Raw genomic sequence first — 12,920 nt, 5'->3', positions numbered from 1 at the left:
AAAGAAGCGGATGACGCTTCTTTTTTTTAGCGCTGGAATAAAACGAGCTTACCTGCAGTAGATGTACAGCGATGTGTTTTTTCATACAATCCTTTTTCTTGTAAAATAGATTCACCTTTTGCTTTTGCTTCTTTTTCAGTTGCCGCCTCGAATGATTCGTCTAATGCTTTTGAACCATCTTTTTCAAAGACTGTTAGAACGTATACTCCCATGAAAATTCCCTCCAATAATTAAAATCAGAATCTTATAATTATTTTGACATAAAACGCTACAATATGCAAAGAAATATATGACATTGCGTGGTAAAATAGAATGAAACTTTAATCATCGAGAATATTTTCATTCTCGATGATGATTAGTTTTCAGCGATGTTAATTTTAATAAAATGAAACTTTTGAAAGATAGAAAGGATCGTTATTTGTGAAACAAGTAAAGTTTATACATGCGGCTGATTTGCATTTGGATAGTCCGTTTAAAGGAATGGAGATGAATGTTGCGCAGTCTGTTTGGGAGAGAATGAAGCAAAGTACGTTTGAATCATTTGAGCGTATTGTTGATAAAGCGATTCAAGAGCGCGTTGATTTCGTATTACTAGCTGGGGATTTGTATGATGCGGAGACGAGAAGTTTGAGGGCGCAAGTGTTTGTGCGTGAGCAAATGAAGAGACTTTCGCAGTACGATATCCCTGTTTTTATTATTCACGGTAACCATGATCATTTAGGAGGAAGCTGGGCAGCGATTGAGTTTCCGGAAAATGTTCATGTGTTTACGGAGCCTTACGTAGAAGAGAAATCATTTTATAAAAATGGTGAGCTATTAGCTTCTATTTATGGGTTTAGTTATTTGCAGCAAGCGGTAACGGATAATATGACAGCGCAGTATACGAAAATGAGTGATGCGCCTTTTCATATTGGCATGCTTCACGGAAGTGTGGAAGGAGATGCAGAGCATAATCGCTATGCACCGTTTCAAATTCGTGAATTGAAAGAAAAACAGTTTGATTATTGGGCTCTTGGCCATATACATAAACGTGAAATTTTATCAGAAGAGCCATACATTATTTATCCAGGGAACATACAAGGTCGTCATCGTAAGGAAACAGGCGAGAAGGGTGCGTACCTTATTGAACTTACGAAACAAGGAACGCACTGTTCATTTTTCCATACGGCAGATGTTGTATGGGATGAGATCGAGGTTTGTATTGATGGACTTGAAACTGTTGATGAACTTATGACGAGCATGTCAACTGCGATGAATGATTGCCGAAGAGAAGAGGAAGGGACGCTTTTAACTGTCGTATTCATAGGGCAGGGCCCACTTTCTCCTTATTTGCGTGACGAAAAGCGTGTGGAAGAGATTTTTCACATTTTAGCATCTGGCGAAGAGCGAAAAGATTTCGTATATGCAATGAAGTGGAAAAATGAGACGGTTTCTTTTGCAGAAATCGAACGTTTGAAAGCAGAAAATCATTTCGTCGGTAGTGTGCTAAAAGAGTTAGAAGCTTTCACAAATATGGACGGCGTATTGCGCACCATTTGGACATCTCCTGTAGCACGTAATAGTATTGAATCTTTTACAGAAGAAGAGAAGAAAGAGATTCAAAAGGAAGCGGAAAATATTATTTTAGAGCAATTATTCCAGCAAGAGAGGGATAAAAAATGAGAATTGAAAAACTCCATATTTATGGGTACGGAAAATTAGAAAATGTGGAAATGGATCTTTCCTTACTGACGGTGTTATACGGTGAAAATGAAGCGGGGAAATCGACAATTCGCTCGTTTATGAAAAGTATTTTGTTCGGTTTTCCGACGAGAGGACAGCGCCGTTATGAGCCGAAAGAAGGTGGGAAGTATGGCGGAGCGATGACTGTACAAACAGAGAAGTACGGTCGTTTGAAAATTGAACGATTGCCAAAGACGGCATCTGGCGAGGTGACCGTTTATTTTGAAGACGGGAAAACGGGCGGCGAGGAAATTTTAAACGATATATTAAGCGGGATGAATGAAAGTTTATTTGAATCGATCTTTTCATTTGATATGCATGGTCTTCAAAATATTCATCAGCTCGGCGAAGCGGATATTGGCAATTATTTATTTTCGGCAAGTGCAGTCGGAAGCGATGCGCTATTACAGTTAGATAAAAAGCTAGAAAAAGAAATGGATCAACGCTTTAAACCGAGTGGGCGTAAACCGGAAATTAACGTGTCACTGCAAGAGATGAAGAAACTTGAAGAGAAGATGAAAGAGTGGCAAGGGAAAATTGGCACGTATGAAAAACAAGTCGAGCAATTAAAAGAAAGTGAAGAGAAACTTGCTTCTGTTCGTATGGAGAAAGAGAGTGCAGAAAAACGAAAGCAAGATTATGAAATATTAGCAGCGCTTGAGCCACTCGTTATTGAAAAGCGTGCGCATGAGAAAGTGTTAGAAAATGAGAGCGGGCAGTTTCCTGTAAACGGAATGGCGCGCTATGAAGCGATTAAGGCGAAGATGGAGCCGCTCCAATTACAAGTTGACTCGCTCCATAAAAAAATAGAGACGGTGCAATCGGAAATTGCCTCGATTCAAATAGATGAAGAGTTTTTACAAAAAGAAAGTTATGTAGAAGAACTTCGTATGCAGTATTTGTCTTACGAAAATGCACGCCAAGAAATGCGTGATATGACAGGAAGTATTGCGAATATAAAAGAAGAAATTGCAGAACTAGAACAACAAATTGGTGCTACTTTTGAAAAGGAAGCGGTTCTTGCGTTTGACATGAGTTTGGCAACGAAAGAATTAATTACGCAAACCGTACAAAAAGCGCGTGAATTAGAAACGCAAAAAGCACAGCTTGATGATCGTTTTAAAGTAGCGCAAGAGCAATTAGAAGAACAAGAAGAAAATATAAGACAGATTCAGAAACAAATGTTAGTTGATGAAGAGCGAGATACGTTAGTTGAGAAAGAGAAATCGTTCCAAGACGCGGCGTTTATCGGTATGGGTGCAGAGAGAATGAAGCGTAAGTATGAGGAAAAAGCAGGAGCGGCTATGCAAAAGAAAAAGAAGTGGCAAAGAGTTTGTCTTCTGTTACTTCTTATTAACACGCTTGTTTTATTCACGAGTTTATTTATTGATAACCGCCCGCTCTTATTTATTAGTGTTATTGTTTTTGTAGGGATTGTTCTTGCCCTTGTTTTATATAAAGATCCGTCAAGTGGATTACAAGAAGAGCTTCTTACTCTTCAGCAAAGTGCTGGCGGGAGACAAAGTGAAGAAGCGCTGTCTGTGCGCTATCAGTTAGAAAAAGATGAAGAGATTCGGAAGCTATTTGAGCGTGAGTCTTATAAATTACAGCAAATGGAGCGAGCTTATGATAAAGTCGTTTCATCGTATGAGGAATGGGAGAGAGAAACGTTCCAAGCGGGAGAACAAGTAGATGCATATAAAACGCGCTATATGTTCCCAGAATTTTATACGTATGCACACATATTGCCAGCGTTTGAGCGTATTGAAAAAATGCAGCAATTATATCGTGCATTAGATAAGCAAGGCACGCGAAAATCTTCATTATATGAAATAATTTCGCATTTTGAACAGAAACTAGAAGCTGTTATCGGTAGTGCGGAGTATAGTAAGCTACACGGGGCACAAAGTCGTATGCAAAATGAGAAAGAGAAGCGCCAAACTTGTAAGCAGTTAAAAGAAAAACTGGCGGAATGGCAAGAAGAATATGAGTTTATGCAAGAACAATTGAAACAACTGTTAGTAGAACGAAATGCATTATGGAATATTGCAGAGACTACAGATGAAGAGATGTTTTTAGAAGCGGGTAAACTGGCGGAAAAACGTGAAGATGCTGAGAAACAAGTAGTGCGTTTATTACCGCAAATTGATCTGTTAGAACAGCGTTTAAAGAGTTTATCATTAGCTGAACATTACGAAGCTGACGGTTATGAAGAGAAATTAAAGAGAGAAATTACAGTCGTACAAAACTGTCTGGCGCAAGAGAAAGAATTGACAGAGCGCATCGCGAAACATCGTATGGAAATTGCGAATTTAGAAGAAGGTAGTACGTACGGAGATTTAATGCATGAATGGGAAATGAAAAAAGCGCAATTGCGTGAACAAGTGAAGAAATGGGCTGCTTATGCGGCCGCAAAAACGGTGTTAACGAAAACGAAGCAATATTATCATGAAGTGCATCTGCCTCGTATTTTACAAAAATCAGAAGAGTATTTCGTCTATTTAACGGGCGGACGCTATAGTAAAATCTTTTCACCGTCAGAGGCGGAGCCGTTCGTTGTTGAACGTAACGACGGTATACGTTTTTACAGTCATGAACTAAGCCAAGCGACAGCGGAGCAGTTATATTTATCGCTGAGATTTGCACTTGCGAAAACATTTGAACATGATTACCCATTTATTATTGATGATAGTTTCGTGCACTTTGATGCGGTAAGGACGGATCGAACGATTGAACTAATAAAGGAAATCGCAAAAGATAGACAAGTCATCTTCTTTACATGTCATGCGCATTTACTCGCGTATTTTACAGAAAAACAGATTATAAAATTAACACATAAGCGTAAAGAAAATGAGTTGTAATATGCTATACTAAAAGTAACTGATTTGGTGGAGGAATTCGAATGAAAAAGAAAATTGCAGAATATGAAGTTGGTGAACAAGTCGATGTTTTCTTGTTAATTAAAACAGCGACAAAAGGTCTAGCAAGTAATGGAAAGCCATTTTTAACAGTAATCTTACAAGATCCAAGTGGAGATATTGAAGCGAAGCTATGGGACGTATCACCAGAAGTTGAGAAACAATATGTAGCAGAAACAATCGTTAAAGTAGCTGGTGATATTTTAAACTACAAAGGACGTATTCAATTACGTGTGAAACAAATCCGTGTTGCGAATGAAAATGAAGTAACAGATATCTCGGATTTCGTAGAAAAAGCACCAGTGAAAAAAGAAGATATGGTTGAGAAAATTACGCAATACATATTTGAAATGAGAAACCCGAACATTCAGCGTCTAACAAGACATTTATTAAATAAGCATCAAAACGAATTTTTAGAATATCCAGCAGCGACAAAGAACCATCACGAGTTCGTATCTGGACTAGCTTATCACGTCGTATCGATGCTAGATTTAGCGAAAGCTATTTCAAATCTATACCCATCATTAGATAAAGACTTACTATATGCAGGCGTTATTTTACATGACCTTGGTAAAGTAATTGAACTATCTGGCCCGATTTCTACAACGTATACGTTAGAAGGAAATTTACTAGGCCACATTTCTATCATGGTGAACGAAATCGGTAAAGCAGCAGACGAATTGCAAATCGATGCAGAAGAAGTATTAATTCTTCAACACATCGTCCTTTCTCATCACGGAAAAGCGGAATGGGGTAGCCCAAAACCACCATTAGTAAAAGAAGCAGAAATTCTGCATTACATCGATAACTTAGATGCAAAAATGAACATGATGGACCGCGCATTAGGACGCACAAAACCAGGCGAATACACAGAGCGTGTCTTCGCACTTGATAATCGTTCGTTCTATAAACCGACGTTCCATAATTAATAGTGTGAATAAAGTGGCCTTATTAAGTTTTAAAAGCTTAGTGAGGCTGTTTTCTTTATTAAAAATTAAATGAAATAGTTAAGAAGTACGCATGGGGTTAACGAAGAACGATTAAAACATATCTCACCACTAGAATGGGAGCATATCAACTTTAATATGGCAGATACTTAGAATCGCTTCAGCCTGTATAACAGGCCTAAAAATAAGAGTTGAAACTTGTTTAGCATCTATTTTTGTTAAAAGGTGGGAGAATTGTGCTATGATGTGAGCAAATATAAAACTATCTAAAGGAGGGATTCACATGCCGCATGTTGTGTTTCGTGGAATTACTACTGAACAATTAAAACACATAAGCAAGCCATTAGTAGAAGAGCTCGCAGAGATTTGTGAGTGTGGTACGGATAATTTTACGTTGGAACTACCAAGTTCTACGTATGTATTCAATGGAGAAGAAATAGAAGCGTTTCCTCTTATTGAAGTGAAATGGTTCGAGCGTGGACAGGAAATTCGTAATCGATTTGCCAAGGCCATTACTACATATGTAATGGATTTTGGACTTCCAGAAGTAGAGGTTGTATTTACGGTTTTCACAGAGTCAGCGTATTATATTAACGGGAAGCATTGTGCAAGTTAGAGCTATTATAAATGTTTTTGTAACATTTATCCCGCATTAACGGGCAGTAAGACCCCGACCTCAAAATTCAGCGGAAGCAAAGAAGTTAGGTGGGGGATCAACTGTCCGTAAAAGCCCGATTGGTTCAACTAATAATCAGTGGGGGATGAACAAAACCCCCACTAATTAAAGTTTCACTTTATAAGGGATAGAACCACATCGCTATCAAGCTAACTAGACAAAATACCCTCTAAAAAGAAAAAGGCGTTATTCTTTCTGAGAAATCATAGGAAAGGATAACGCCTTTATATCAATTTTAATATAATCGATTCACTTCTTTATAAAAAGTTTGGTTATTTTATTGAAGCTTATTCCGCAAACACACCCGTTTGTTCACTTTTTTACTGTTTGAAAGCCATACTTTTTATATTGATTCATTTATTGGAAAAACCGAAAGTTTTAAACTCTCTCTATTACATATTTATTTTTGGAAAAATAGCCTAACTCCAAATACTAATAATACTGTGCCAGTAATACCCTCTATTGTACGGTTCACCTTTTCTTTTCTTAAAAAAGTTCTTAATTGACGTATTAGAGAGATATAAAGTAAATACCATATTGCTGTCAAAGTCGTAAATGTGAGTCCCAACAAAAGAAATTGGAAGAAATGACTTTGATTACTCACAATAAATTGGGGTAGAAAACTAAGGAAAAATACAGCCGTTTTTGGGTTTAAGATTGCCGTGGTAAATCCTTGTCTAAAACTTTTAACCGTTCCAATATCCTTAGAGTTTATTTCCACTGAACTTGACATATCTTCTTTTTTAGAAAAGGCACTTTTAATTGACTTTACAGCTAAATAAATTAAATAAAATGCCCCAGCATATTTTATTAATGTAAATAGCATAGCAAATTTCATTAAGATAGCAGAGAGTCCTAGTGTAGCCATTATTGTATGAATCATCATTCCAGATACTGTTCCTAAGACGGTCTTTATTCCACCATTTCTACCATGAGAGATAGTGTTTTTTGTAACTAAAGCAAAACCGGGACCAGGCATCATTATAATAAGGAGTGCTGTAAGGATAAATAGCATATAATTTTCCATTTTCTGGTATTTCCTTTCTGATTTTTAGTTTCGCTTATAGTATAGCTTTTTTCCTTAAAACATTAAATATAAAAAGTGTGATCAGGATAGTATCATAAGCTTTCAAGGAGTTGTAATTGAATTATAGAGGGCTTCACTTGAATAATGTTCTTCTGTAAATGAGCGTTTTAATAGAATGTCAATTACATAAATAATCAGATTTTACACCCTAAATGTTATTTAACAAAAAAATCTCGAATTCGAGATTTTTCTCTTGCTTCTCAATCACTTGAGGTGTAAAGTGATAGTAACGAAAGCGATTGAGTCATATGAAAAACATACACTCAGTTGTTTTCGATTAAAAAACAAAGTAACTTATACAGTAAAAACTAAGATGAATTTACAAAAACATAATTAAGAATAAATTGAAAAGCTAAAAACCATATTAGTTGTGGGAAATATTATTTTTTTAGTTATCACTTGACTAGTAAAACGAAACGGAGGAATAACCAATGTATAAAATTAAAGGGCATCATCACATTTCAATGGTTACGAAAAATGCAAATGAAAATAATCACTTTTATAAAAACGTGCTTGGCTTACGTCGTGTGAAAATGACAGTAAATCAAGATGATCCGTCAATGTACCACTTATTTTATGGAGATAAAACAGGAAGTCCAGGTACGGAATTATCATTTTTTGAAATTCCATTAGTAGGAAGAACATATCGCGGTACGAATGCGATTACTCGAATTGGATTACTCGTTCCTTCAGAGGAAAGCTTACATTACTGGAAAGAACGATTTGAGAATTTTGATGTGAAACATAGTGAAATGACAACATATGCAAATCGTCCTGCTTTACAATTTGAGGATGCTGAAGGTCTTCGCTTAGTACTACTCGTTTCAAACGGAGAAAAAGTAGAGCACTGGGAAACTTGGGAGAAATCAGAAGTTCCTGCAAAGCATCAAATTCAAGGAATGGGTTCTGTGGAAATGACAGTTCGTAGACTTGATAAAATGTCGAGTACACTTACAGAGATGTTCGGTTATACAGCGGTTAGCCGTAGCGAAGAGGAAGCAATTTTTCAATCCATTAAAGGAGAGGATTTTGGAGAAATCGTTGTGAAATATTTAGATGGACCTACTGAAAAGCCGGGCCGAGGGAGCATTCACCATTTAGCAATTCGCGTGAAAAACGATGCAGAGCTTGCCTATTGGGAAGAACAGGTGAAACAAAGAGGCTTCCAGTCTTCAGGAATCATCGACCGTTTCTACTTTAAAAGCTTATATTTCCGTGAATCAAACGGAATCCTTTTTGAAATTGCGACAGATGGACCAGGATTTACAGTTGATGGAGATGTGGAACATTTAGGAGAAAAACTTGATTTACCACCGTTCTTAGAAGATCAGCGTGCAGAGATTGAAGCGAATTTAGCACCTATTGAAGAGAAGTAATAGGAGAGAAAATATAAATTAAAAAATATTGGAGGAATATAAAATGAACCAATTAAAAGGAATTCACCACGTTACAGCGATTACAAGTAGTGCAGAAAAAAACTATGAGTTTTTCACTCACGTTTTAGGAATGCGTTTAGTTAAGAAAACAGTAAACCAAGATGACATTCAAACGTATCATTTATTCTTTGCAGATGATAAAGGTAGTGCAGGAACAGATATGACATTCTTTGACTTCCCAGGTGTTCCGAAAGGAGTACACGGTACAAATGAAATTTCAAAAACTTCATTCCGTGTTCCGACTGATGCAGCATTAGAGTATTGGGTGAAACGCTTTGACCGTCTTGAAGTAGAACATACAGGAATTAAAGAGCAATTTGGTAAGAAAACTCTTTCTTTCGTTGACTTTGATGACCAACACTATCAATTAATCTCAGATGAACTTGATAAAGGAATCGAATCAGGTACACCTTGGCAAAACGGGCCAGTACCATTAGAATATGCAATCACTGGTTTAGGACCTGTATTTATCCGTATTGCAAACTTTAGCTTCTTCAAAGAAGTGTTAGAAAAAGTTCTATTATTTAAAGAGGTTGCGCAAGAAGGGGAATTCTATTTATTTGAAGTGAACAAAGGCGGAAACGGTGCATCTGTTATTGTAGAACATAATACAGTTCTTCCTGAAGCACAACAAGGTTTTGGTACAGTGCACCATGCGGCATTCCGCGTAGAAGATCGCGCTGTATTAGAAGAATGGATTGAGAGAATCAGTAGCGTAGGACTTCCTTCATCTGGATATGTAAACCGTCACTTCTTCGAATCATTATATGCAAGAGTTGCACCACAAATTTTATTTGAATTCGCAACAGATGGCCCAGGATTTATGGGAGATGAGCCATACGAAACACTTGGTGAAAAATTATCTTTACCTCCATTCCTAGAGCCAAAACGTGAAGAAATTGAAAAATTAGTTCGTCCAATTGATACAGTGAGAAGTACGAAGGAATTTATTAAAGAGTAAAAATAGAGATAGTAAGTAGGAGAGCAAGTAGTTTTAGCGGAGTGCTGGAACTGCTTGCTTTTTTATTTGTCCTGTTAAGTTTTCTGACAATTGTTTCTCAAGTTATTAAAAAGGAAAAGTTTGGTATAATTAATTAAAATATTTAATTTTCTGATAATTATTTTTCAATACATAGAAAAGGAGTGGTAATATACAATTTTGATAATTGTATAAAAATCCTAATTTTATAATTTTGGAGAAAAGGGGATGCGAGTTTATGGGAGCAGATGTAGTAACGCGGGAGCAAATGAAACATTCTTTAGATGATTGGTATCGTGTAATGTTGCAGCAAAATATAGAGAAGGCCACAGAAATGAAAGAGGAGATTGATAATAAGATTAGTGGTTTGGACGTGGATCAGGAGTTATCTTTGTATTTTACCTTATTAGATTTTAGATATAAAATGCTGACGGATTGGTTGAATATAAAAGAAAATAGTTTTGAGAGAATAGAATCTTTTGAAATTCCAACTAAAGGGTTTTTAGCGTATTATTATCATTTTTTTAAAGGAATATATTGTACTTCAATGTCTAAATATAGCGATGCAAAGGAAAGTTATGAAAAAGCAAATAAACTACTGAAATATGCTTCGCACTCTTTAGAAAATGCAGAGTTTGATTATCGTATGGGTAATTTTTACTATCAGACATATCAACAAGTTAATGCAATTGATTATTTGAGAAAAGCGAAAGAAGAGTTCAAAAAACATATAGGTTGCGAAATAAATATAGCGCTATGTGAAAATGCTTTTGGTCTGTGTTGTGTAGATTTGAAAAATTATGAACTCGCGGAAGAAAGCTTTAATGCTGCTATGGATATTTTCCAAAAGGTAAATTATGAAAAATATATTTTAATGGTGCGTCATAATTTAGCCTTTTTGTATGCTAGTCAAGATTTATCGGAACTTGCAGTTCGCCATGCATCCGAAGTTACAAAAAAACAGCCGAAATTTTTTAAAGCGCTATTTGTTGAAGCACGTGAATGTTATAAATTAGGGCAATATCAATTGGCAGCAGATCTGGTTGAAAAAGGTTTGGATATTTGTAAAGAATTAAATAAGGAAGAGTTTCAATATCGTTTTATGATTTTGAAAAGCGTAAACGAAAAATCACCTACATTAAGCTTAGAGCAAGTAGTTTTAGAAGGTATTATTTATTTTGAAAAAGAAGAGCTATGGGAGTGTATACAGGAATACGCTGAAATGTTAGCTCTAAGGTTTTATAAAGAAGAGAATCACAATAAAGCAAGTCATTATTTTTACATGAGTCATAAAGCTCAAAAAAATTTATTAAAAAAAGGGGCGCTAAAATAATGAAAAAGATTCACTTTGGAATGTTGGGGATTGCGTTAGTAGGTGCATTATCAATTGGAGTTAACAGTGAGTTTACAAATCAAGCATTAAATATAGGAGAGACAGGAGGAGCACCAGCAAGACCAGACTACGTTAATATTGGTGACGGAGGAGCGCCAGCCAACTTCAATAAAGGAGACGGCGGCGGTATTAGCAAACAAGACTCACACGCTGATCATTTTTAAATTAAATAATAAAGTGAAGGGATCTTATAATGAGGTCCCTTTGTTTTTTACTATAAAAAGAATTGACTTACTTTAAATATGTAACTATAATAGTTACAGAATAACCATTAGTAATAGAAGTGAGTTATATTTTTTTAGTATAATTGTAACTGTTTTAGTTACAATTAAAAGGATAACATAAAATAACCAAAAAATGTAAAAACTTTAAATAGCAACTCAAGAAAGGAGACGGGAACTTTGAAACGGTTTAAGTTTTATTTAATTAGCGGTATTGTGCTCGTTTTGTTAATTGTTTGTAATTTCGTTGAGAAGCCGATTGCGAAGGTTGGAGAAGTGAAAGATACTGTTATGATGAAGCTGAATACGAAAGAGAGTATAGCGCAAATTGATGGGCAGACGATTTATTTTAAACAAATTGGTGAGGGAAAACCTCCGTTACTTATGTTGCATGGGTTTGGTGGTTCTTCTGATGGATTTAGTGATATTTATCCGGAACTTGCGAGAGATCATACGATTATTGCAGTTGATATTTTAGGATTTGGGCGCTCTTCTAAGCCAGTTGATTTTCAGTATTCGTTTCCTGCGCAAGTGAATTTATATTATAAGTTAATGAAGAAGCTCGGATACGATCAGTTTGCGGTGCTCGGCCATTCGATGGGCGGAGAGATGTCCCTTAATTTAGCGTATTTATATCCGGATGCAGTGACGCATCTCATCTTGGCAGATGCTACAGGGATAGAGTCTTTCCAGCAAAAAGACAGTTATGAAGTGCCGCCGCTATCGACGGACTTACAAACTGTAACTGAGATTACGAAGTATAATAAAAATGAAGTGAAAAATAGTCGTGATGATAAAGAGCATTATGATCAGCTTACGAAAATGAGAGAGCGCCGCATTGCGATGGAAGCTGATAAAATTAAGGTACCAACTCTAATTATATGGGGACGACATGATAAGAGTGTTTCTTGGAAAAATGGTGAACTGTATCATGGGCTATTTGCAAATAGTACGTTTCATATTATTGAAAAAGGATACCACGCACCGTTTCGTCAGGAACCAATTGAGTTTATGGAATATGTACAAGCATTTTTCGCGAAGCATCCACAATAAAAATTTTAAGCATAAATCCACTTCTTTCCTCATAGAGTGAAACTAATAAGGCTTGTCTAAGGAAAGGAATGAAGTAGAGTGGAAACTTTACCATGGTGGGTTTATCTTGTAATTGTCGGGATTGTACTAAGTGGCTACATGGTTTTATATACTTCAAAAAAAGAGCAAGATATGGATAATGAGTTTATCGAAAAAGAAGGCGAAGTGTATATGAAGCGCTTAGAAGAAGAACGCGAGAAACGTAATCAGGATAGTGATAAAGATTCGGTATTGCTTTAATAAAAATTTTGAAAGGCTACCACCTAGTAGAATTTTACAAATAGGTGGTAGCCTTTTTTCTTCTGGGGGAGCAGTATATGTTCATCAAGCTAAGGTTATATTAGTTTAATTTTACATGTATAAGAGAGGCATCATAAAATTTTATTGATGGTATTTATATATATTTTTACTCATAAGAATGGAACTAGCGGGGATTTTACTGGGGGGGA

General features: G+C 36.1%; 12 protein-coding genes. 10 read left to right on the top strand and 2 right to left on the bottom strand.

The features are described 5' to 3' along the window. Positions 1–26: 26 nt before the first annotated feature. Positions 27–212, bottom strand: a complete 186-nt coding sequence (locus N2V92_RS29605) for a YhzD family protein (RefSeq protein ID WP_000539552.1) — start codon at positions 210–212, stop codon at positions 27–29. A gap of 208 nt (positions 213–420) precedes the next feature. Between N2V92_RS29605 and N2V92_RS29600 the strand changes: the two genes are divergently transcribed. From N2V92_RS29600 to N2V92_RS29585, 4 genes are all read left to right on the top strand, one after another. Then, positions 421–1,662: a metallophosphoesterase family protein gene (locus N2V92_RS29600; RefSeq protein WP_000815700.1), complete on the top strand. Its 1,242-nt coding sequence runs from the start codon at positions 421–423 to the stop codon at positions 1,660–1,662. Next, positions 1,659–4,583 (top strand): ATP-binding protein, encoded by a 2,925-nt coding sequence (locus N2V92_RS29595; protein WP_042597253.1) that lies wholly within the window; start codon positions 1,659–1,661, stop codon positions 4,581–4,583. The genes N2V92_RS29600 and N2V92_RS29595 overlap by 4 nt, the downstream gene beginning before the upstream one ends. Before the next feature lie 41 nt (positions 4,584–4,624). Further along, positions 4,625–5,569: a 3'-5' exoribonuclease YhaM gene (yhaM, locus tag N2V92_RS29590; protein WP_000726652.1), complete on the top strand. Its 945-nt coding sequence runs from the start codon at positions 4,625–4,627 to the stop codon at positions 5,567–5,569. Positions 5,570–5,870: 301 nt separating this feature from the next. Beyond that, complete coding sequence (locus N2V92_RS29585) at positions 5,871–6,203, top strand: DUF1904 family protein (RefSeq protein WP_001120959.1); 333 nt, start codon at positions 5,871–5,873, stop codon at positions 6,201–6,203. Between the two features lie 460 nt (positions 6,204–6,663). Here N2V92_RS29585 and N2V92_RS29580 read toward each other — a convergent pair whose 3' ends face one another. After that, positions 6,664–7,290, bottom strand: a complete 627-nt coding sequence (locus tag N2V92_RS29580) for a LysE family translocator (RefSeq protein ID WP_042597255.1) — start codon at positions 7,288–7,290, stop codon at positions 6,664–6,666. Between the two features lie 491 nt (positions 7,291–7,781). Between N2V92_RS29580 and N2V92_RS29575 the strand changes: the two genes are divergently transcribed. The 6 genes from N2V92_RS29575 to N2V92_RS29550 all read left to right on the top strand — a co-directional run bounded on the left by N2V92_RS29575 (position 7,782) and on the right by N2V92_RS29550 (position 12,711). Continuing rightward, positions 7,782–8,726 carry a ring-cleaving dioxygenase gene (locus N2V92_RS29575; protein ID WP_000276686.1) on the top strand — a complete coding sequence of 315 codons (945 nt, stop codon included), beginning with the start codon at positions 7,782–7,784 and terminating at the stop codon, positions 8,724–8,726. A gap of 43 nt (positions 8,727–8,769) precedes the next feature. After that, a complete protein-coding gene (locus tag N2V92_RS29570; RefSeq protein WP_001072577.1) occupies positions 8,770–9,747 on the top strand; it encodes a ring-cleaving dioxygenase in 978 nt (325 codons plus the stop codon). A 256-nt stretch (positions 9,748–10,003) separates the two neighbouring features. Beyond that, complete coding sequence (locus N2V92_RS29565) at positions 10,004–11,098, top strand: response regulator aspartate phosphatase (protein ID WP_000500584.1); 1,095 nt, start codon at positions 10,004–10,006, stop codon at positions 11,096–11,098. Continuing rightward, entirely contained in the window at positions 11,098–11,322 is a 225-nt protein-coding gene (locus N2V92_RS29560) for a Phr family secreted Rap phosphatase inhibitor (protein WP_000719823.1), read from the top strand. The genes N2V92_RS29565 and N2V92_RS29560 overlap by 1 nt, the downstream gene beginning before the upstream one ends. A 237-nt stretch (positions 11,323–11,559) precedes the next feature. Then, entirely contained in the window at positions 11,560–12,432 is an 873-nt protein-coding gene (locus N2V92_RS29555) for an alpha/beta fold hydrolase (RefSeq protein WP_016077999.1), read from the top strand. A 78-nt stretch (positions 12,433–12,510) separates the two neighbouring features. After that, a complete protein-coding gene (locus N2V92_RS29550) occupies positions 12,511–12,711 on the top strand; it encodes a sporulation YhaL family protein (protein WP_000449223.1) in 201 nt (66 codons plus the stop codon). Positions 12,712–12,920: the final 209 nt, after the last annotated feature.

The sequence above is a fragment of the Bacillus sp. CH_48 genome (assembly GCF_038008465.1).
GTDB classification, from domain to species: domain Bacteria; phylum Bacillota; class Bacilli; order Bacillales; family Bacillaceae_G; genus Bacillus_A; species Bacillus_A thuringiensis_S.
Note: the sequence above shows the minus strand (reverse complement) of the source record. Positions and strands in the feature narration are given on the sequence as shown.